This window comes from Paenibacillus sp. USDA918EY, assembly GCF_009870825.1.
Taxonomy (GTDB): Bacteria; Bacillota; Bacilli; order Paenibacillales; family Paenibacillaceae; genus Paenibacillus_AQ; species Paenibacillus_AQ albilobatus.
The window spans coordinates 1-21090 of record NZ_WTWY01000030.1 but is presented as its reverse complement, the minus strand read 5'-3'; the positions used below and the strand labels follow the sequence as shown (position 1 = coordinate 21090).

The 21090-nt window shown below is 46.0% G+C and carries 26 protein-coding genes; 9 read left to right on the top strand and 17 right to left on the bottom strand.

The features are described from left to right. Positions 1-64 precede the first annotated feature (64 nt). Complete coding sequence (locus tag GQY55_RS30110; RefSeq protein WP_160045607.1) at positions 65-1135, bottom strand: GerMN domain-containing protein; 1071 nt, start codon at positions 1133-1135, stop codon at positions 65-67. 258 nt (positions 1136-1393) lie between these two features. Between GQY55_RS30110 and GQY55_RS30105 the strand changes: the two genes are divergently transcribed. Then, on the top strand, positions 1394-1960 hold the full coding sequence (locus tag GQY55_RS30105) for a phosphatidylglycerophosphatase A family protein (RefSeq protein WP_160045606.1): 567 nt from the start codon (positions 1394-1396) through the stop codon (positions 1958-1960). 86 nt (positions 1961-2046) lie between these two features. Here the strand turns inward: GQY55_RS30105 and GQY55_RS30100 are convergent, their stop codons facing one another. The 3 genes from GQY55_RS30100 to GQY55_RS30090 form a co-directional block, all read right to left on the bottom strand. Further along, on the bottom strand, positions 2047-3027 hold the full coding sequence (locus GQY55_RS30100) for an MBL fold metallo-hydrolase (RefSeq protein ID WP_160045617.1): 981 nt from the start codon (positions 3025-3027) through the stop codon (positions 2047-2049). 24 nt (positions 3028-3051) lie between these two features. Continuing rightward, positions 3052-3813: a class I SAM-dependent methyltransferase gene (locus GQY55_RS30095; RefSeq protein ID WP_373309299.1), complete on the bottom strand. Its 762-nt coding sequence runs from the start codon at positions 3811-3813 to the stop codon at positions 3052-3054. A gap of 87 nt (positions 3814-3900) precedes the next feature. Further along, entirely contained in the window at positions 3901-4434 is a 534-nt protein-coding gene (locus GQY55_RS30090) for a GNAT family N-acetyltransferase (protein ID WP_160045605.1), read from the bottom strand. A 194-nt stretch (positions 4435-4628) separates the two neighbouring features. Between GQY55_RS30090 and GQY55_RS30085 the strand changes: the two genes are divergently transcribed. After that, positions 4629-5129 carry a hypothetical protein gene (locus GQY55_RS30085; protein WP_236575963.1) on the top strand — a complete coding sequence of 167 codons (501 nt, stop codon included), beginning with the start codon at positions 4629-4631 and terminating at the stop codon, positions 5127-5129. Between the two features lie 80 nt (positions 5130-5209). On the opposite strand, the gene GQY55_RS30080 is transcribed toward GQY55_RS30085, so the two are convergent. Together GQY55_RS30080 and GQY55_RS30075 are read right to left on the bottom strand one after the other, a co-directional pair. Beyond that, positions 5210-6439, bottom strand: a complete 1230-nt coding sequence (locus GQY55_RS30080) for an MFS transporter (RefSeq protein ID WP_160045603.1) — start codon at positions 6437-6439, stop codon at positions 5210-5212. Positions 6440-6485: 46 nt separating this feature from the next. Continuing rightward, the gene (locus tag GQY55_RS30075; RefSeq protein ID WP_160045602.1) at positions 6486-7379 is read right to left on the bottom strand and encodes a TetR/AcrR family transcriptional regulator; all 894 of its coding nucleotides are present in this window, start codon (positions 7377-7379) and stop codon (positions 6486-6488) included. A gap of 278 nt (positions 7380-7657) precedes the next feature. Here GQY55_RS30075 and GQY55_RS30070 point away from each other — a divergent pair, with 278 nt between their 5' ends. Then, on the top strand, positions 7658-7849 hold the full coding sequence (locus GQY55_RS30070) for a hypothetical protein (protein ID WP_160045601.1): 192 nt from the start codon (positions 7658-7660) through the stop codon (positions 7847-7849). 229 nt (positions 7850-8078) lie between these two features. On the opposite strand, the gene GQY55_RS30065 is transcribed toward GQY55_RS30070, so the two are convergent. From GQY55_RS30065 to GQY55_RS30050, 4 genes are all read right to left on the bottom strand, one after another. Then, entirely contained in the window at positions 8079-9008 is a 930-nt protein-coding gene (locus tag GQY55_RS30065; RefSeq protein ID WP_160045600.1) for a manganese-dependent inorganic pyrophosphatase, read from the bottom strand. 132 nt (positions 9009-9140) lie between these two features. Beyond that, on the bottom strand, positions 9141-9485 hold the full coding sequence (locus GQY55_RS30060) for a DUF1904 family protein (RefSeq protein WP_160045599.1): 345 nt from the start codon (positions 9483-9485) through the stop codon (positions 9141-9143). Between the two features lie 114 nt (positions 9486-9599). Beyond that, a complete protein-coding gene (gpmA, locus tag GQY55_RS30055; protein WP_160045598.1) occupies positions 9600-10349 on the bottom strand; it encodes a 2,3-diphosphoglycerate-dependent phosphoglycerate mutase in 750 nt (249 codons plus the stop codon). Between the two features lie 77 nt (positions 10350-10426). Further along, the gene (locus tag GQY55_RS30050) at positions 10427-10789 is read right to left on the bottom strand and encodes a hypothetical protein (protein ID WP_160045597.1); all 363 of its coding nucleotides are present in this window, start codon (positions 10787-10789) and stop codon (positions 10427-10429) included. A 136-nt stretch (positions 10790-10925) separates the two neighbouring features. Between GQY55_RS30050 and GQY55_RS30045 the strand changes: the two genes are divergently transcribed. From GQY55_RS30045 to GQY55_RS30035, 3 genes are all read left to right on the top strand, one after another. Then, positions 10926-11387: a DinB family protein gene (locus GQY55_RS30045; protein ID WP_160045596.1), complete on the top strand. Its 462-nt coding sequence runs from the start codon at positions 10926-10928 to the stop codon at positions 11385-11387. Positions 11388-11761: 374 nt separating this feature from the next. Further along, complete coding sequence (locus GQY55_RS30040) at positions 11762-11995, top strand: DUF6199 family natural product biosynthesis protein (RefSeq protein WP_236575962.1); 234 nt, start codon at positions 11762-11764, stop codon at positions 11993-11995. Between the two features lie 121 nt (positions 11996-12116). Further along, complete coding sequence (locus GQY55_RS30035) at positions 12117-12377, top strand: hypothetical protein (RefSeq protein ID WP_160045595.1); 261 nt, start codon at positions 12117-12119, stop codon at positions 12375-12377. 705 nt (positions 12378-13082) lie between these two features. On the opposite strand, the gene GQY55_RS30030 is transcribed toward GQY55_RS30035, so the two are convergent. From GQY55_RS30030 to GQY55_RS30010, 5 genes are all read right to left on the bottom strand, one after another. Then, a complete protein-coding gene (locus tag GQY55_RS30030; RefSeq protein ID WP_160045594.1) occupies positions 13083-13589 on the bottom strand; it encodes a hypothetical protein in 507 nt (168 codons plus the stop codon). 760 nt (positions 13590-14349) lie between these two features. Continuing rightward, on the bottom strand, positions 14350-14508 hold the full coding sequence (locus GQY55_RS32185; protein ID WP_442953651.1) for a phage terminase small subunit-related protein: 159 nt from the start codon (positions 14506-14508) through the stop codon (positions 14350-14352). Positions 14509-14560: 52 nt separating this feature from the next. Continuing rightward, positions 14561-15451, bottom strand: coding sequence for a restriction endonuclease (locus GQY55_RS30020; protein ID WP_160045593.1), 891 nt, complete (start codon positions 15449-15451; stop codon positions 14561-14563). A gap of 1147 nt (positions 15452-16598) precedes the next feature. Beyond that, positions 16599-16757 carry an SEC-C metal-binding domain-containing protein gene (locus GQY55_RS32180; protein ID WP_160045592.1) on the bottom strand — a complete coding sequence of 53 codons (159 nt, stop codon included), beginning with the start codon at positions 16755-16757 and terminating at the stop codon, positions 16599-16601. A 103-nt stretch (positions 16758-16860) separates the two neighbouring features. Then, positions 16861-17634: a hypothetical protein gene (locus GQY55_RS30010; protein WP_160045591.1), complete on the bottom strand. Its 774-nt coding sequence runs from the start codon at positions 17632-17634 to the stop codon at positions 16861-16863. A 320-nt stretch (positions 17635-17954) separates the two neighbouring features. Here GQY55_RS30010 and GQY55_RS30005 point away from each other — a divergent pair, with 320 nt between their 5' ends. Continuing rightward, the gene (locus GQY55_RS30005; protein WP_160045590.1) at positions 17955-18311 is read left to right on the top strand and encodes a hypothetical protein; all 357 of its coding nucleotides are present in this window, start codon (positions 17955-17957) and stop codon (positions 18309-18311) included. Between the two features lie 401 nt (positions 18312-18712). On the opposite strand, the gene GQY55_RS30000 is transcribed toward GQY55_RS30005, so the two are convergent. Beyond that, positions 18713-18931 carry a hypothetical protein gene (locus tag GQY55_RS30000; protein ID WP_236575961.1) on the bottom strand — a complete coding sequence of 73 codons (219 nt, stop codon included), beginning with the start codon at positions 18929-18931 and terminating at the stop codon, positions 18713-18715. 28 nt (positions 18932-18959) lie between these two features. After that, on the bottom strand, positions 18960-19214 hold the full coding sequence (locus GQY55_RS29995) for a hypothetical protein (RefSeq protein ID WP_160045588.1): 255 nt from the start codon (positions 19212-19214) through the stop codon (positions 18960-18962). A 338-nt stretch (positions 19215-19552) separates the two neighbouring features. Between GQY55_RS29995 and GQY55_RS29990 the strand changes: the two genes are divergently transcribed. Both GQY55_RS29990 and GQY55_RS29985 read left to right on the top strand, forming a co-directional pair. Next, positions 19553-19858: a hypothetical protein gene (locus GQY55_RS29990; protein WP_160045587.1), complete on the top strand. Its 306-nt coding sequence runs from the start codon at positions 19553-19555 to the stop codon at positions 19856-19858. Between the two features lie 268 nt (positions 19859-20126). Beyond that, positions 20127-21056 (top strand): restriction endonuclease, encoded by a 930-nt coding sequence (locus tag GQY55_RS29985; protein ID WP_160045586.1) that lies wholly within the window; start codon positions 20127-20129, stop codon positions 21054-21056. Positions 21057-21090 lie beyond the last annotated feature (34 nt).

Sequence of the window (21090 nt, the reverse complement as noted above, 5' to 3'; positions counted from 1 at the left end):
CCATCCATATATAGCAAGTTTTATTTTATCAAAGTGTCGGCGCAAAAGCACCCCGCAAAGGCAATTACAGCGGAATCTCATTGATGTATTCGGGTTTGGACACCGGTTTGCTGTAATCGCGGTTGTCGGTGATGCCCGTAATGCTGGTCTGCCCGTTCATGTCGATTTTGACCTTGGCGTTGTTTGTATTTTCGGACACGGTCAGAACGACGGATTGAAGCAGTTCATCCGGAATCGGGTCGTTTTTTTCGAACATGTCGTCCTTCAGCGACACGGTCACCGTGCCGTCCTTTTCGGTTTTGACCGACTCGACGGAAGTGCCGTCCGTCATGACCATTTCAAGGCCGTCGTTTTGCTGCGGACCGGCGATCAGCTCTGAAAGCGCCGCGTTCACCTTGTTTTGTCCGGGCTGCACGAGCCGCGTGACGGGAACGTAATACGAATAGGCCCCGTCAGGCGTCACCGTCGAAAAATAAACCGTGACCGGAGTTGAATTCGTCAAGCTGGCGCCGCCGGATTTCTCCAGATTAATGCCCAGGCTGCGCGTGAGCGGCTGGTTTAGCGGCGTCCCGTTTTGCGGCATTTCCGTCAGGCGCTGGCCGTCGACCCAAAGCTCGACCTTTTGCACGCCAGGGAACCCGGTGGCCGTCCAGACGACCGCCTCCAATATTTTGCGCTCATCCTGAGGATTATATTGGTTAAACGCGCCGTTAAATTCAACGACCGCTTTCTTTTGTTCCTGGTCCATCGTCACCTGCACTTCGGTCCCTTTCGGCAGCACGCCCGCAAAACCTTTAGGCACATATTTGGAATACGCGCCTCCCGATACAAGCGCCGAAAGCGCCTGCTTCAGGCCGTCCTGGTCTTTCGCCTCGGGGATGCCGAGAGACACGGGAGCGAGCAGCCCTTTGTCGTTGGCCAGGTATACCGTCGTTTTAGGACCGGTTTGCTCCCCGCCGCTATTCGTTGAGACCGGGCCGTTCATCATATTCAGCATCTGCTGCTCGATGTCCGCCGGGGGTTTGTCGATATCCATGGAAGATTGCGAACCGAAAAGGCTGCAGCCGGACAGCAATACGGGCACGGCCAACAATCCGGCAGCCGAAAGGTTTCGAATTTTTTTCGCCTTCGTCATATTCATGGTTCCTCCTAATCATTTTGTACAGTTTGTACTACCATGTATACGAGCCCCTGCCGCAAAAAATAACAGCCGGTCCAAATTAAATCGCCTCGCAAAGCGCGGCCTGCTTTTTGATGCCATTCAAACCTTTTGCAGGGGCCAAAATTAAAGAAAACAGAGGAATAACAAACACATAATTGGTTAAAACTGGACAAACTGTAGGAAGGAACTTAAAATCTTACTATGACGACGAGCATATAGCGGGGGGATAAAATGAACGATCCGAAAAACGAAAAAATACCGTACAGCCTGAACAGCCGGAAGGTCGCGAGCGCGACCCGCGAATGGCTGCATAAAAGGGGCGTCAAGCTGGAAGAAATCGCCGAGCTCGTCATGCTCCTGCAGAACAAATATTATCCGGATCTGACGATGCAGGAATGCTTGGACAACGTGGAAAAGGTGCTCGCCAAACGCGAGGTGCAAAACGCGGTGCTGACCGGCATCCAGCTGGACGTGCTCGCCGAAGAAGGCAAGCTGATTTCGCCGCTGCAGGAAATGCTGGTCAATGACGAAGGTTTGTACGGGGTGGATGAAATTTTGGCTTTCTCCATCGTCAACGTATACGGCAGCATCGGCTTCACCAATTACGGGTACATCGACAAGCTGAAGCCCGGCATACTTGAACGGCTGAACGACAAAAGCACCGGCGAAACCAACACGTTTCTCGATGATATCGTCGGCGCGATCGCCGCAGCGGCGAGCAGCCGGATCGCGCATCGGAAGCAGGCTGAACGCGAGCATCAGCACGAAGGAACCGAACCGGAGCTTCCCGAGGATTAATTCAACCCAGGTACTGCCGGAACATAACGACAAGAGCCGTCCCGAAAGGTCATGAATTCGGAGCGGCTCTTTCTTTTTGAAACGTATCAGGATACGGGCCGGAAACGCGTCACGCCGTCTTCGTCCGGCGACGTTTCGATCCGCCCGCTGCGCTCAAGCTCTCTGGCATGCGCGAGCGTCTCGCACATGGCAAAACGCATCTGGTGGATGCCGAGTTTTGTCCCAAACAGTGACACGCATAGCTCAAATCCCGTCGCCGGGGATTCTTCAAGCAGCCGCTCGACTTTCGCCAGCCTCTCTTCATGATGCAGCAGGAGCACATCAAGCCGCTCACCGAAATGCTGAAACGGGTTGCGGTGCCCGGGGTAGGCCGTGCTTACCTCCAAGTTTTTCAGCTTCATTAGCCCCTGCAAAAACGATTGAAGCGGCTCCGGATCGCTGCCCGGCATCAGGCTGACGTTCGGGGATATTTGCGGCAGCACCGCATCCCCGCAAAGGATGGCGCCGCTCTCCGGATCGTAAAAAGACAAGTGTCCCGGCGCATGCCCCGCCGTTTCGATCGGCAGCCACCGACGGCCGCCCATCGCAAACGATTCGACTCCGGGGATAAACGTTACATCCGGCATCGGGGCAACCTGTGGGAAAAAACTTTTCATATGGTCTTCGAGCTGGCCTGTCCACTCCTCCGGCATGCCGTGGAGGCGAAACAGCGCTGGCAAATCGCGGTTCATGGTGGAACCGGGGCCCCACATCAGCTGAGCTTCCCGATAGGAGCGCTCCGACATCCATACGCGGCAGCCGGACTGCTGCTGCAGCCATCCCGAACAGCCCAAATGATCGGGATGATGATGCGTCAGCACGATCTGCCGGATATCGCCAGGCTGTATGGCCAACTCGGCAAACGCCTTTTGCCATTCCTTCTCGTTCCCTGGCGTCCTCGGCCCCGGGTCGACGATCGTCAGCCCTTCCGGCCCCTGCAATATGTAGCTGTTTACCCAGCGGAGAGGGAAGGACATCGTTATTTTTACTTGAATGATTCCGTTAAAATGGTCCGTAATTTCCGGCATGTTCACTTTTGATTGAACCTCTTTTCACGCTTGCTTGGAGCTATGCGGACGATGCCCGACGAATATCATCCGTTCGGACTTTTGTTCCTCGTAACCTTCGTCCTCGTCGTATCCGCCATGGACCTCGTCCACGGCCAGCCCGGCATCCGCAAGCATTTGCCTCATCTGCTCCAGCGTATACAGCTTTACACGTTCGTGATACTGGCGTTTAACGCCATCCCCTTCCAGGGGAGCAATCGTAATGTCTTTGATGACGAAATCCCGTTCGATTTTGCGATTTTCCACGATCCGCTGCCCTTCCGCCTCGCGTTTCGATTCCGGCACCAGATGGGCGCGAACGTGCGGGGAATTCATAAAATCGATGATAAAACGGCCCCCGGGCTTCAGCATCCGGTAAATTTCCCGCAGCACTTTCAGCTGCTCCCCGTCCTCGCGGAAATAACCGAAGGAAGTAAACAGATTAAGCACCGCGTCAAAGCCGCCGTCAAGCGGAAGGTTGCGCATATCGGCCTGATGCCACTCGACGCGCCGGCCTTCATCGGATTTTTTGGCTTCGCGGAGCAGCACGTCCGACAGGTCGACGCCGCTCACGCGGTAGCCGCTGTCTGCCAAAGCTAGCGCATGGCGGCCGGTTCCGCAGCATAAATCCAGCACCCGGGCGCCTTGAGGCAGGTCAAGCCAGGAGATCATTTTTTTGACCTCCCGGGCCGCCCCATCCGCATCCCGGTGTTTATAAACGAGCAGGTAGTCTTCCCCGAAACTTTTTTCATACCAATCCTTGATCATCACGGCCTCCTGAGACGATAGCGATTTATGTATTACTTAACCGCGGTTGATCCTACTGTACCCAGGCGGCCGGCTCTTCAAAAAATATCATGTTTCCCCGTATTCTTGAACCAGAATGGAATAAAGATGCGAGTCGACGTACCCTCCTTTGTTGGAAAGAAGATGCTCGCGCAAATGCCCCTCCTTACGCATGCCCAGCTTCTGCATCACGCGTTCGGAGCCCCCGTTTTCCGGCCGGCAGGTCGCGTAAATCCGGTGAAGCCCCAGCTGCCCGAAGCCCAGCTCAAGCATCGCCCGAGCGCTTTCGCAAGCGTAACCTTGCCCCCAGAAGCCAGGGTGGAAGCAGTAACCGATCTCCCCGTTGGAGCCTTCCAGATGAAGTCCGACGCCCCCGATCAGCTCTCCGGTCTCTTTCAGCGTCACTGCGAACTCAAATCCCGTTCTTGGCACCCGGCTTTGCATCGCAAGCATGGACGCGATATGCGCTTTGGTTTCTTGGAGCGTATTCGGCCCCCACAGCATATGCCGCGTTACGTTCGGATCGGAGGCATACCGGTGCACGCTTTCCCAATCGTCCTCGCCATATTCGCGGATGATCAGCCTTTCCGTTTCCAAAATCATTTCAGGTCCACCCCAGCCTTCTGCGTATCGTTGTTTTCAGCTTAATGCATCTTCCCGATCTTGCCAAGGTGAAAACTGCTCTGGCCGTTCAGGCGTAACCTCGGGCGAAAAAAACGTTATAGATAAATATCGATGAAAAATGCGGAGGGATTTTTATTCTAACGAAAAGATGTTGGCTGCCCCTTCTTTTTTGCGTGTTTCTATTGGGCGGATGCGCCGACCGTAACACGATGAACGGACCGCTTTACGAAGGAAAACCCTTAACCATCGGCGTCATCGGGGAGCCGCCTGAAGTGAGGGAAACGAACATATCTTTCGTTGCTTTAGGGCTGGAGGAACTGGCAAAAAATCCGGAGAAGCTGTCATCGCGGTTCGACGCTGTCTTTATAACGAAGGATTATTTTCGCGAGGCCTCGGAGCCGGAATATAAAAAAGCGTTCAAAGAGGCGAACATCCCGTATATCTTCATCAAACTGGATAAATTGATCGTTGCATATACCGTTGAGGAATTAACCTATGATGACGTTCCGGATGCTTTTAATCACCAATTTGCCTTCGGCATTGATCATCCGCCTGGTGGGGAAGAAACTCATTGGGGATTCGGATTGTACAATGACACCGAAAACGAAGCCAACGTCAAAACCACGTACTCAACCATATTCCGGACGATCGAGTCCAAAAGCATTAATGAATAATACTCCCTATACAAAAGGGGCCGTCTTTTGGGACGGCCCCTGTTTGCCATGAAAAAAAGTACTGGTTCTTATTGATATGTTTACCCTTGCGTGCCGGCCGTCTCCAGCTTCTGCTTGCGCAGGCTCGACATTTTTCTGCCCCAGGTTAAAGACAACACGAGGCTCAGAATCAAAATGACGGCGCCGAAGGAATACGGCAGATTCATATGAACGTCAAACAGGATGCCCGCAAGCGCAGGACCGAAAATATTGCCAAGGCTCATATAGGCGTTGTTCATCCCCATAACGAAACCCTGCTCCTCAGGCCCGGCCATTTTGGACAAGGCGGTGTTGATCGCCGGTCTCATGATCGACGTAAACGTGAAGAAAATCAGGATCAGCAGCATGTTGTACCAGAAGTTGCCCGACAGCAGCATCAGTACCATCATGATGGCCGAAATCAGGAAGGAAACGTTGATCAGCTTGTTTTCGCCGAAACGAAGCAGCAGCTTGTTGATCACCGCGCCTTGAATGACGACGCCTACGAGCGATCCGACCGTGATGATGACGGAAATTTCCTTCGTAGTATAGGCATATTTGTTGTCGACATACAAGCTGAAGACCGCCTCAAAGTTGACGAGACCGAAGGTCAGCGTAAATACGAGAATCAAATAGATAAAATACGGCGCCTTCACGGAAGCGACCAGCTGTTTCAAGATGCTTTCGCGTTTTTGTTCCGACGCTTTGGCAGCCTGGCGGCGTTCCGCCGACAGCGTTTCTTTCAGCATGAAAAAAGACAGGACGGTGGCAATCGCCGCAACGAGAGCCGAAATGTAAAACGGCGCGCGCAGTCCGAGATCCGCCAAAAAACCGCCGATGCCCGGCCCGATCACGAAACCGAGCGACATGGCCGCGCCAAGCAGCCCCAAACCTTTGCCGCGCGTTTCCTCCGTCGTGCTGTCCGCGACGTAAGCCATCATGGCCGGAATCATCATCGCGGCGCCGATGCCGCCCAAAAAGCGGGAAGCGTACAGCATCCACATGACGTTAGCGACGGCGAACAAAAATTGGGAGAGCGTAAACAGCCCCAGCCCCAAAACGATCATCACCTTGCGGCCGTATTTGTCCGCCCATTCGCCGGCCAGCGGCGAAAACAGAAATTGCGTCAGCCCCGAGGCGGCAATCAAATATCCCGCGGCCGTTCCCCCGGCGTGAAAATCCTCCAGCAGTTTGGGCAAAATCGGAATGACCAGCCCGATGCCCAGCATGGCAATAAACATATTAATCATCAGTACGTACAACGACCTGTTAATTTTTGAACCGGCTGACATGAAGTATAGTTCTCCTTTTCCTATTGACGGATATTCTTTCTAATCCTCATTCTAAATAACGTTTGATGCCCGGCAGCGCGGCCAAACGGCCGGCAAGCTCCGTTAACGGCTGAACCTGAAGCAGGTTATGCAGCATCCCCTGTACGATAATGCGCCGCGGCGAGGCGCTTTTCAGCTCATGGTCGAGCATCAGGATCGAATTCCGGATATCCTGCTCCTTTTTCCCGGATTCCCCCAGCGCGTCGGCTTTGCGGTACATCCGGCAAATCAGGTTCTCCACATCGTCCGTTTCGGGCTCCGGCATTTCGCATCGTAAATATTCGGGATAGTTATGCTCGCCAAGAATCGGTTTTGCGCCATCGTCCCCCATCAGCCCTTCCGCCATATATCCCAGCAGCCTTAATATATAGCGGGAAAGCTCGGTAATATCGATCGCCACGTTTTCCAAAATGATCAACACGCTGAACTGCTCCAGCATCGCAAACATCGAAAAGACCATTTCCACCGCATACGGCTCGATCTTCGGCCCGTACACCTTTTTGAACATCCGCTCGAAATGCCGGATCATCCGCGCCCGCATGGCGCCCGACGCTTTCACGATGTCTTCGGTGTAGGCATTCGGGTTTTCGGTGATCAGCATCCGGATCAAGTCGCGGTTCGCCAAAGATTCGCGAAGCTGCAGCTCGATCTGGCGTCTCAGATTATCCTGGGAATCGTCCCCGTGATCCATGCTGGCCTGAAGCTTGACGTAGAGCCTGTCGTTAATCATATGGAAAATGGACAGCAGCAGCTGGTCCTTCGATTTGTAGTGCTGATACAGCGTCGCTTTGGACATGCCGCAACCCTCGGCGATATCCTGCATGGTCGAACCGTTAAACCCCTTTCGGGCGAAAATATGGATGGCAGTATCCATAATCTCCCGTTTACGGTCAATGGACATGGCTTCCTTCACTTCCTCTTGGAAAATCGCTACCCTCAAAAAAACTATACGGTTTTGCAACTAAACGATATAGTTTTATCAGATTTTAACCGCAGCATCCCCACACGTCAAGAGATAATTTTCTTTTTCGACAAAAATGCTTCCGTGCCCGTTTTATGGCATAACTTGACGGAAAATAATGCGGTTTCGGCTTCATCTTCCGACACACGTTTTGATAGCCGAATGGTATATTGGAACTGCACTTATAAATAAGTGTTAACAAATGGAGGGATTAAACAATGGAAAATTTCGAAAATGAATTGCTGCTGTCCGACGAAGAGGTAGAATCTCAAATCGACGACATCGAGGAAGACGACGAGGAAGAAGAAGAATCCGACATCGAAATCGAGTCCGACGGCGACGAGGATGATTCCGAAGAAGATTCCGAAGAAGAATCGGAAGAAGATTCGGAGGAAGACGAAGACCAGTAACGCAAAACCAATCCCTTCAACTAGAATGACAGACTCATAAAACCGGCCTGTTCAGTCATGAACAGGTTTTTTTCATGATCTAAGTATCGATGCATCCGCTGCCTTTATCGCAGTAAAAACTGGCGCTAACCGCGGTTTGTTCTCCATAAAATTACGCCCGGCCGTTTTTCTTATGAGCAAAAAAGCGCCCGCCCCGGATGGGACAAGCGCTATATTGCGGCTTCCGAACTTATTTGCTGAGCGTTTCGGTCAATACCGGCACGATTTGCGATTTGCGGGACACGACGCCTTTCAGCACGGCCGTGTTGTTTTCCAGCTTCACGTTGTATGCCGTCTCGACGGCGGAAGCGGCTTTGCCGAGCGCCAGGGCCACAGAATCGTTGTTCAGGATGTCGGTAACGACAAAGACGAACAGATCGAGGCCTTTTTGGTCGATGATGCCGTTCAGGGCGTTTTCCAGCTCTGCCTGGCGGCCCAACACATCGTTCGTATCCACGACGTTCACCTGAGCGATCTCCACCTTGCGGCTGCCCATTTGGAATTCTTTCGCATCGAGGGAGATGAGTTCGGCAATCGTTTTGCTGCTCATGTCCGCTCCGGCTTTCAGCATGTCAAGGCCGTATTCCTCCAGCTTCACGCCGGCAATGTCGGCAAGCTCGCGGGCTGCGGCCACGTCTTCGTCCGTGCAGGTCGGCGATTTAAGCAGCAACGTGTCCGACACGATCGCCGATACCATCAGGCCGGCGATTTCCTTAGGAATCGCGACGTTTTTTTCCTTGAACAGCTTGTTCAGGATGGTCGCGGTGCAGCCGACCGGCTCCGCGCGGTAATACAGCGGATGGCTTGTCTCGAAATTCGCGATGCGGTGATGGTCGATAACCTCCGTCACGCGCACCTGATCGATGTCGTCGGCGCTTTGTTGGCGTTCGTTGTGGTCGACGAGGATGACTTCGCTCGCCTCGCCCGCAACCTTTTCCACAAGGCGTGGAGCTTCAACCTTAAACGTATCCAAAGCGTACTGGGTTTCGCCGTTCACGTTGCCCAGGCGCACGGCTTCCGTGTCGAATCCGAGCTGGTTTTTCAAATAGGAATAAACAATCGCTGACGTAATCGTGTCCGTATCCGGATTTTTATGTCCGAAAATCAAAGTTTTGGCCATGGGTTTCATTGCTCCTTGTGAATGTAATAAAGTGCAGACATTCCAGAAATGCCTTGCTTCTTACATTCGATTATAGCGGTAATCAATTAATATTCCAATTCCTTTACAGAGATTAATTTCAAACAGGTAATATCAGGCTTCGGGAACCGTCTTTCTCGGAATTCCGCTTAAAGGCATCCCCTCTTTATAATAAAGCGAATGCTGCAGCAGAACAAAGAAGATGTGCACGCGGTCAAAGCCTTGGCGCTTCAAGTGTCCATCGATCATTTTGGCGATGGCGTCATGTTTTTCCTGCTCCCTCGGGAACATATAAATTTCAACCGACTGCGGGCTGTTTGTGATTTTTTCCACATGCAAAAGCTCGATTTTAACGATTTCCTGCGGAATGTTGGCGATGGCTGCCATTTCTTCCACGATGGCCGGCGCGACCGCCTCCACCACGTTTTTTTCGAACCCCGTAAATCTGACAAAAGGCACTGCATTTCCCTTCTTTCCTGAAGTTGGTGTTTTACGTGTATTCGGCACTATATACCGTAACACAAAAACACCGGAAGAGTCACCTCCTTGCGGGTGACCCCTCCGTTCATTCCTTTATTCCATAATTTTGGACGGGTTGGCCACCACGTCGATTTTTTCCTGCACACGTTCCTGGTCGCCGAGAAAACGGCGGTGCAGCGGCTTCAGATCGTCATCGAGCTCATACAGGATCGGCACGGCGGTCGGTATGTTCAAATCGACGATATCTTCGTCGCTGATATTTTCCAGCACTTTCATGAGCGCCCGCAGGCTGTTGCCGTGGGCTACGACCAGCACGTGTTCGCCGGCTTTGATGTGCGGGACGATTTCGGCCTCCCAATACGGCACAACCCTGGCGATCGTATCTTTGAGGCTTTCTCCAAGCGGAATCTCCTGTTCGGTCAAGAGGCCGTATCGGCGGTCGTTTTTGGGATACCGCTCGTCTTCCGCCGTAATCGGGAGCGGGGGCACGTCATAACTTCTGCGCCACAGCTTTACCTGCTCCTCTCCGTATTTTTCGGCCGTTTCCTGTTTGTTCAGCCCCTGGAGCGCGCCGTAGTGCCTCTCGTTAAGCTTCCAGCTTTTACGGACCGGAACCCAGAGAAGATCGTTCTCCGCAAGAATATAATCCAGTGTTTTGATGGCTCTTTTAAGAACGGACGTAAACGCAATATCGATTTCGTACGGGAGCGATTTGAGCACTTCCCCGGCTTTGATCGCTTCATGGACGCCTTTTTCCGTCAAATCGACATCCGTCCAGCCCGTAAAGCGGTTTTCCTGATTCCATACGCTCTCTCCATGTCTGACAAGCACAACCTTGTACATCCTGAAACATGCCTCCCTTACTGCAGCGGCTTTGGCGCTGCCTGGCCCGTCTTAGGACCTATTTCTTTTTTTAACCGTTATTCCGTTCTTTGATTCATGCGGGCGACATAATTGTCCGAGGCGAGAAAATGGATTTTGCGCGCCTTTTCATCGTATTCGAAAACGAGAATCGTCCCGTGGTTACCCGAGTCCGGATTGCTGTCGATCACGGCGAAACGGTTGCCGCCCAAGGATACGATCTGCTCTCCCGGCACGTTCGTTTTGATATTCATCTCGTTGGGAAAGCTTGGGGTAACGATACCATGGTTGTAAGTGTCTATGCTCCCCGTCAAATGGGATGTGTCCGTCTGCGGCCTGATGATCATAATGACCAGGCAGATGACCACGATCATCATGATGCCGCTTAATACCAGCATAAATACGTTGTTTTTTTGCTCCAATCGGCTTCTTCCTTCCTATCCAAAATCCGCATGTTTACCAAAAATCCGTATATCCTCTTATATGGCGCATGTTGCTCCACCCGCTTACCTACTGTAAAATTGAATGGAGATTACATATCGTAAGGAGGAAAATGACATGAGAGACGCTTACTTATTCGGACTGATGCTAAAAAACCGCAATACGGTGATCAGCAAGGTTGAAAATCTCCCGGCAGACAAACGTATCGTCGTTCCGCAAGGTTTTAACAACAATATTCATTGGCAGCTCGGGCATTTGCTGACCGTAACGAGTGCCATTTTGTTCCGTTTTTCCGGAAGAGACTCCGTCGTTCCCGACGATTATCAGGCCTTTTTCGGCAACGGCACGAAACCGGCCGACTGGAACGGAGAGCCTCCGGCTTGGGATACGCTGATCCAAGGGCTGACCGAGCAATGCAAGCTGATCGAGGACACCTTCACGGGCAAGCTCGGGGAGCCGCTGGCGATCAAAGACAATTTTGCCAAGGCCGAAACCGTCGGGGAAGCGTTCGCCGTGAACCTCGGACACGAAAATTACCATCTTGGCATGATCAACGCCATGCTCAGAGTGCTGGGATAAGGATGACGCACATGTCGGCTGACTCGCCGTGGCAACGTCTAACACCTGGTGCGGGGCGATACATGAGAAGGTCCCGCGACATGTCTAAGCAGCTGTCGTGGCGAGAACCGCAAAAGGCGCCGTTTTCTGCAAATTCGAGCCGGGCACGTCAAAGCTTCGCGTCCTGATTTATAAAAGACTAAAATACCCTCGCTTTCCAAAAAGCGGGGTATTTTTGGTATCCATATTATTACATAGCGCGCCAATATAGTAAACTATTTTTCCTTTATTTTCCTGTTTTCTTTTCATCTTACTTTAGAGCGCCTTCGCCCAAAAGATGGTAAACTATTCTTGATCGCGCATGAACGAATGTGCGTTGAAGGGAGTGGACCGAAATGATCGTCGGGATGATTTTTTTAATTCTGATCGGCATGGGAATCCTCGGGTTCGGCGTGCTGATGATGCGTAAGCCTTCATTCGGATGGAGGGCGAACGAGGGATGGAAGGTCGAAGGCGATTCGGAGCCAAGCGATGCCTATCTGGTTACCACGCAAATCCGCGGGCTCGTGATGACCGTCTTGGGTGCATTTCTGGTTTTGATGGGGATTTTGAAAATTGCACTGGCATAAAATGCCGGTTTACCGTTTTCCGCCAAAGCAAAAAACCTTCTCGCCATGCCCTCCCTATAATAAGGAAGACACAGCATTCATGATATAATATAACAAAGAAAACCAAATCGAGGTGACGCTGATGAAATGGGGAGAAATTACCGAACTGCATCCAGCTCGTTTTGTATTGGTTGAGGCGATAAAAGCAAGCTCCAATAACCATGTGCGTCAGCTGGAGGATATGGCGGTTATACAGGATTACGACAATCCTCAAGATGCATGGAGCGGATACAAGCATTTTTACAAATTGCATCCGACACGCGAGCTGTACGTATTCCATACGAGCCGAAGGGATGTCGAGGTGGTTGAAGAGTTCTTTTCAGGCGTGCGGCAACGCCCATGAAGATACATCTCCGGCATGGCTTGCCAATCGTATCTTTAATTTTAACTCGTAACCATCAATCGATTATTTTGCCGAACGTCCTATCGATACCGGCTGTGCCGCAACAGTATTTGATACCGATGTGCTTGCACAAATTGGCATTTACATTGATTTCATAAATGGCAAAGCAAAGCGAATGTACGGAGTTGGAGGAACTAGTGAAATTTGCTATGAGCAGATCCCGCAGTCCTTTTTATTCCCCAGAAGGACCCGTGACCGAAAATTTCACCTCTCTCAGCCCTTTCAATGACCTTGACGTGCGTTAGTTTCATTTCATCAAAACGCCTACAATGTGTCCTTCTGCCCGTCTGGTAACGTGCTCACACGAGGCGTAGAAGGGTGCACTTCCGTCAATATTGCATCAACCGCCTTGTTGTCCCCTACGATGAACTCCAATTCAATCATTGGGGCATGACCACTTCCTCACAATTCACACCAATATTGCGAAGGTCGCTTGTTGCAACAATTCCGCCAGGAGCCCATGCTTTATTCTTGTCGTCCATGTCGTCTCTCCTTCCGATTCATGGTGCTGGCTTGGCAGCATTCTTTGTTTTCCTGATCAACCACCGAATCAGCTTCTTTACTCCTCCTCGAGGTCACAAATCGAAAACGAAACAAAAAAGAGACCCCCATCTTGGATGCCTCTTTGGTTCGTATATTAAATTATTAAGACTCGGGTTGATACACTATGAATTGAAATTTATACTGCTCTGTGGCTACAAATTTATTCGCATTGATTCTAAAATAAACTGTTCCACCATCGGGTACGTAGAGATTCATCATTTTAGAAGCTCCGGAAGTTTGCCCCGCGATAGCAGGCTCTGCATACAACATTGTAGTTTCACGTTTTTGGTTGTATTGAACAATTGATGCAAGTTGGTGTGAGTTCTCATTTCCTTGATTCCAAACAGCTCCGTAGATATATCGACCTGTCCCGGTATTATTCGTCCACTTGTACCAATCAACATCTTGTGCCTTGTCAATATACAAGCTGTACTCCTGATTAGGTATAAGTGTAATAGCAGTCTCACGAGTATCCCCGAGTCCAGACACATATGGCGTGATGGTACCTGAAGGTTGTGCCGTAGCAGGTTCAGCCGAATCAGCAAAAGCAGATGGCGAGATAGCTAAAAGGCTCGATGATATAAGAAGAATAGAGAGCATTTTTTTCAATTTCCATTAGTAACTCCGCCTTTCTCGACTTTTTTTAGGATCGGCCGATTCCTAACTCAATTCTATCATTTTACTTATTATCACAAAATAGTACTTTCGATTCTATATTTACCACATAAAGGAATGTTATTTTGTAGTTTGAAGTTGGTTGATATCATTTATTATCTCTTGCTGTCGATAACAGGTTAAAAACTCAAGGCTGTACCCCTTTGCTTACTTACCTGATGAGCTACCGGGTCAGATTCGTGTTCCTCACCCTTTCCCCAAAATAAAAAGCCGCTGTATCATCAGCGACTCTTCTTTGTCTTAGTCAAGCTCATATATGGTCCAACTTTCTATAGGGCTGTCTTTTTCCGGCCTTTCTGGCTTTATGCAATGATGTTGGATTAAATAACCAGCAGGGTACCCTCTACCTCTCAAGTAAGCCGCGCACTTTCGTCTCATTTCCTGTAGTCCATTTTTGTGGTTATCTTTAACTGGCTTGAAAATAACCTCTGTGTCGCTTTCGAGCTCAATTAGCCTCCCAGAATAGAACCCACTCTCTTGGTCACCTTCTGTCACAAGGATATGGGGTAATTTATATCGTCGATCCATAATTTTTCTTACCTCCAGAATATTGGTTTGTAAGAACATTATAGCAACTATAAACCCGCATTCACGGAAGGTTTCAAAATGTTTATCCTACATTAAACCGCGAGGAGCAGCATGCAAGTACGCTATGATATTCCCATTGTTGCTCTTCGGTAGTCGAAGGGATTCCTCACCTCAGCCTCTCCATTCGTCTAGTGTTTTCCACTTCCGAACCTTTTTGTCCGGAACAGAAAGAGCGGCGGAGATATTCCTTAAGCTTCATCGTTCCGCCGCTCTCCAGCCACATCTGTTTTGCCTTGTCTCGGTCGGGACTACGTTCTCTTGCCATGCTACACCATCACCTCCAAAATTAAAAGCTGCTCTTAAAGCAGCTAAATTTGCTATAATTCTTCAATTTTAAGAGGAGGATGTTCTTTGTTATACTGAATTGCAGTTACTCCAAATCTAATATCAAACCCTTCCCGAATTGGACCGTCGTAGTCCTCCCATTGACTTGGGTCATCGGGTACTCTCATTTCAATCGTCCAGTTCTCAGGAAATGACATTGAGTTTTCACCCCAATCAAAAATACCGTCACCTTTAATATCAGTATCGGTGTGCTTTAGTTGCATAACTCTTGTTGCCATAAAAACTAATCGTTCAACAACCACTGAATGTCCTCGTGCTTGAACGACTTGTGGAGAACTAAATTTCACTTCCTTTTCATACGGCCCCTCAATCTCTAGATTAGGCATTGAATCTAAATGATGCTGGAACCATTCCAATAAATTCTGTCCATTTATAAACATATCATTAATGGTAGTTTCCGGATCCCAGTTAGCAGAACCAGTACCAAACATTCTAACTTTAAAGTTTCTCCAATCGTAACACTTCATATATACGTGATACATTATTTTCACTTTTGTACTCAGGGTATCGTTCTGAAGAAGAGACTTTACACCTATATCATTCTCTACACACTTTTCAATTGCTCTACTGGTAAAACCGGAATTAGAAAAGATCATCCCGAAGTTCGCGTTGATATCTCTCATCTTGGTGATAAAAGCATCAACGACGGGAAGGTCGACTTTTGCTTTCCAATCCTTACATTCAATCACCCCAAGGAGTTTTCGGCCACCTAACTCCCCTCTAATAACAACATCAAACTGACGTGGATGGCCATATTTATCAATTATTTTTTCGTCATGACTGACAATGGAATTGGGATCAATTAATTTTTGAATATCCATCACAGCAATCTCAAATGGAGTTCCACTTTTTCTTTTCCTCATCAATGAACAACCCCCTATTATACCGTAAATCATCATCTTCCAGTATCAGACAATGTATAAGGTTGGTCAAGGATGAAATCGCAACAATCCCCTTGCTTACTCCATTCGCCTATTTGTGTTGAGTCAGTTTCCCATATACAGGAAAAAAGGAGAATCACAGAATTTTTTGAAAACAGCTAATTTATCCAGGCTTTTATCAAATAAATTAAACTCGAAGTCCTCACTCAATAAAAAAGAAACTTCTAAAGGGTATATAGAACTTTCGAAGCTCCGTAAAAGTGAATCTCTTTTTTTAGGGGATAAGTTTTCGATATATGACGGGTTAAAAATACATTCTCTGTATAATTAATTATTAAAAAATTTAAGTACCTTAGTAGGCTCTCCTCGCTAAGGTTTTTCAATTTGGTCAAAATAGTCCTTATAAGCTCCTCCAAATGCTGAATGGTACGATAAAATAATATTAGTTCCGCCATTGGTTGGATAATATTTACATAAATAGACGGCATATGCTCATAACCAACACTATAAATATTATTGATCAAGTTACCTTTTAAATCATGTTCAATTGCAAAAGAAGAGCAAACTGCGAATCCCACTTCATAATCTAATTTCCGGTATATAGTTCTCAAGTCTTTAAATTTGTTTTCTTTGTAATCATTCCGAAAAAGAGCATAGTCGGATTCACAATCCCTAACATCGAATTGAGCAACTCTACACATATAGACACTTTCTATATTTAGCATGTGACTAGGAGATTCTTTAAAAATATTTTTTATTGAAATTAGTTTTCTAAGTTTTCTATGGTGCTCAATTGAATGTGCTCGAAATGCAAATAAAAAATTCTGAATAGGCTCTTCATTATATTCTTTTATCTCGATAGGTCTAAATAATTCAGTGTCGTGAAGATCACAAAAACCAAAAAACGTACTTGCTTTATTTTTACTTATTTTAGCAAGTGTAGAAGTTACACCCTCTTTAGTTCCTGTAGATTTAATTGTATATATGTGCCCACTTCCACTTATCCTATTTAGAATTCTATTATTTTGGATGGAATGTGCGCCTTTAATCTGCCCATTACATCCTTCATTATCGAATGCAAAACACGTTTTAAAGTCAGTACTTTGCCAGTGCTGGTTAAGTAAATAATTTATACGAGCATCCGTATAGTTTTATCAATTAAATTTTTGGGTTTATGAGCTTTTGCCTCTTTATAACAACAAAATTTGAACTTAGCACCTGAATTACAAGGGCATAGTTCATATGGTTCTATCTTGACATCGCTAATTCTGCTCTTTGTTAGTAACATAGTAAAATTCTCCTCGTTTAAATGTTAAAATTGGGAATTAGGAATAAACCTCCTAATTCACACATTTCTATTTGCGAAAGATAGTGTCTAAAGTGATTATCGATTATTGGTTAATAGTTATTAAATTTTTTGGTGCTTTTTTTCGCTTAAAAATATTGAATTTGTTTACAACAAAAAAAGACCCAAGACTTATGCCGATACCAAGTGATATTTTGTTATCCATTATCCCATTACCAGATATCAACTCCACTAGATAAAGCACTCCAATTGTAAAAAGACTTAATATTATTAAAGAAATAATCCAAATAAGAAGGTTAATAATTCTAGCTTTTTTTAATGTAGTTTGAATTATCGGATACGTGGTCAAGCCTCTGTTTCGAATTCTATCCTTCATTCCTTTTATACTTCCTGAAAACTTAGGGTAAACTTCCTCTCCAGTATGTAAGATTTCAATTACAGCTCCATCCTTAGGATCTAAGAAATCAAAATTAAAATAAAAACTATTTAGATACATCTCATCTTTTTTTACAACACATTTATTAATCTCTCTCGAGGGTAAAACTATATTGCAACTTAACACTTCACTAGAATCAAAAGAAAATTTTAACTGGTCATCGATAACTATCTCATTACCATCAATGGTTTTTTGACCAGAATTCCATATAACTATTTGAGTTTTTATTAGCCGAGTTATAGGTTTATCAAAATAATTCACTGTCATACCAAGTGCAAGATTATTATGATCGAGTATTTTCAGTTCAGCCATTTGATAGTCCAATCGTGCGCCTATTTTATCTTTACGATAGAAATAGATCGACACCAGAATGCCAACAATTCCAATTAAAGTCCCAAACCATCCACTATTGAAAACTGACATGATAAAATCCCCCATCGAATGTTATATCTCACCATTCGACAATTGGGGCTTTATTCCTGCAAAAAATAGAAAAAGCGAGAAGAGTTACGCCCCGGTCATCCGCTGCCTTTGTAGTCGTGCGTGTCATTCGCGCCTTTTTCTATGCTCCTATATTATCATGGGAAAACGGTCATATGGTGTTCAACTTAGGAACATATATAGGTCAATTAACGCTCAATTTATAGTCACATTTTAATACAGTTCTTAATGCTTCTATTAGAAGGATTTTCAATCTTACTCCAGAATTAATTTTTAAAAAGTACATAATAGGGGGTTCACACATGACAAAAATTACTCTGGAAATGAGCAAAGGTGCTTATGAAATAGCAAAAAAGGTATATTCTAACCAAATGACAAGAACTGCAGGGAGTGTTGAAATTAATAGAGTTACTGGTATGAATCAAAGCTCTGCTCATGCCTTTATTACCATATTCCTGGCTATGATGAATAGTGAAGTATATAAAAGAGCATTTAATAATCAAACTAATAAATTTTTACTTCAAAGTATCAGACAAGACTTTGGTGAAGAAGCTTGGAGAAATGCACTAAATGCAGTACAGATGCACATAGATTATTATTCTACGCTAGGAAGAGGAAATCTAACTGGTACAACAAATCGTGAACCACTCAGGCAATAAATAGGGGCAAGATTCATATTTGAGTTGAGACGGTTTCCTATATAAGTTCATGCAAAATAGAGCCGCACAGCTAATCTGCGGCCCTCTGCTGAATGTTTCTCTTCATCCGCTTACATTCTTCAGACGTGTAGAAGGAAAAGGGCTGAAATAGCCTCTTATTTCGTTTTATGAGCATAAGAAAAAGCACCCGAAGGTGCTATCCTGCATTCGTTCCCCCACTGTGATATTCATTAGCTGCCTCATGAATAATCCTCCTTAGCAAATTTCTGCTCGGTATGTTTATACCATTGTTTAGAAGGAAATCCTCTACTTCCTCAGTAGAAAACGCTTTTTTCTCAAATACTCCTGATTCCTTTATTAATTCCTTAATATATCTTCTTTCTTTTGAAGTCCGAATCTCATTACTGTTTATATTTGGCTGATAACATAAAGTTTGTTAATTTCTCTTCTAAGTTATCTAATTTACTAATTAAATACTTCTCCGCTTCGGGAACTTCAACACTTTGAATGATACTTTCTGCTTTAATTGCGCGGTACACAGGATTGTCTGGTTTGGTATCTGTCATTGCTTCACTAACCATTTTTCTGAATGACTCACTTAGCTCCAATACCCCCTTCATATCATTTGTGTAAAAGATCGTCCTTTGCTCACTGATATCGAACGGTAACGTTGTGCCCTTTTTCACATATTTGGACAACTGGTTTTCTTACCGAGTTTCTTATAGCCAATTCGTACAAAACATTCGGATTTAGCCCAGTCAGGTTAGCTACAACCATTTTCTCAAAACCCATCTCGTTAAGAATGGGTTCGATTACTGCATCAATAACACCATCCGCTTGTCTTCTTATTGACAAGTCATCAGGTCCAATTGGTGTTATTACGAAACATTTTCTATCAGTCATTTTCAATCCCCCCTGAGTCTTATTATTCGACATTAGGAGGGATTTCCCTTCTTCACACATTGTTGGGTGCAGAATTGTTTAACCCCTGTCCATCCACCCAATAAAGCGCCCTTGCATTTTCCAGGCTGCAAGTTTGGCAGGAGCTGCTGCGACCGTGCCTGCCGACACAAAAAATCTGCGCCAGAAAAATCCAACAAATTTATGAAAACAATTATTTTCCGACAACTAAACCTTAATAACACTAAAATTTTTCTTTCAAAAAATTAAATATATTGACAATATCCTGGATGGAACGTCATATACTGATAGAGAGTAAAAATACTTTTTGGAGGGCTCTTATGATAAAAATTGAAGCAATCAAAAAATCAGAGCATTATGTTGAACTGTATCCTGGTGAAGAGAATGTCGAATGGCTCTTCGAAGTTCTCTTTAATAAACTCGAATATTCTGTTCCAGAAAGGTTGTTGAAAGGAACCGACAGTGAAGAAACAGGGTACCAAGGCTATCTTAAAGTTCAACTTAAAAACGGTGAAACATTTGAAGAGTTCATTAAAACCTTGAAACAGGGACTACCGGTTATCCCTGATATAGAGCAATCAATGGATGGCTACACTCTATATCTGACCAAGCCTTTCTTGAAATAATTTGAAAAAGGCGAGAAGAGTTACGCCCCGGTCATCCGCTGCAATTGCAGCCGTGCGTGTCATTCTCGCCTTTTTCTATGCTTCCATACTATCACGGAAAAACCGTCATGTGGTATTCAACATCGCGTCAGATTACGCTCAAGTAACGTTCATTTTATGGTCATTTCTCGTGTCCTTTATTTCCTTCTTGTATGAAAATGATCTTTCTATAACCAACACTTGATAATTTCGTGCTAACATTCAAATAAATTAAACAGGGGGCTTAAAAATGAGTGAGATGGATACTATTTACGACGAATTTATTGCTGAGGAAAAATTGAAACAAGGAACAAAATACGAAAAAATGGCAGCAGTTGTGTTTAAAGTGTTAAATCAGAATAATGTTGTTGTCCATGATTTAACTCTTCGCGGGGATGGAAAAAAAACTGGCCATCAAATTGATGTTACAGTTCAAAACCCAGGATTAAACGTTTCAAAAAGAATTCTAATTGAATGTAAGGACTATGATTCAAAGGTCGGTATAAGCATTGTAAGAGATTTCTTTGGCGCTGTTTCACAAATTAAACCTGATGAAGCTTTTGTTGTTACCACTGTAGGATATACAAGGGGAGCTAGGGATTTTGCGGAAGATGAGGGAATAAAATTAGCCATACTTAGAGGATTCAAAGAAGAAGACTGGGAGGGGCGAATAAAAACAATACATATACAAGCAACGGTGATATTTAGGAACACACCAAAATTATCTTGGATAGCAGCTAATGAGCAGGAAATAGAAAAATTTCATGCTCAAGCTAATCCTGAAGAGGTTAATAAAACTCAAGATACGAGGACAAGAAGCACTTATTTTTATGATCAAGCAGGTAACCCCCTGGAGGATCTTCAGTCTGCTTTACAGCCAATATTCGATAGACTCCCCAGAAACCCAGATGCTCCTACTACTGGTCGACATGAGTTTGGCGAAGTTAAATATGTTAAAATGGCGGGAGTTTTAGTGGGAATCAAAGGATTTGAATATGAATATACAAGCAGTCAAAGCACAATCGAAACTGTCATTGACCAAGGAAATAAAGTAGCATTACTAATATTTAAAGTTCTTGATGATGAGTTTGACAAAATTATTTTTGATCAAGATTTGGACAAATGGACTTTCAACGACGATGGTGAAGTCACGCCAAAAAAATCAAAACCACCCGTGTGAACGGGTGGTTTGCTCTGCGGCTGAAAGCCTTTGT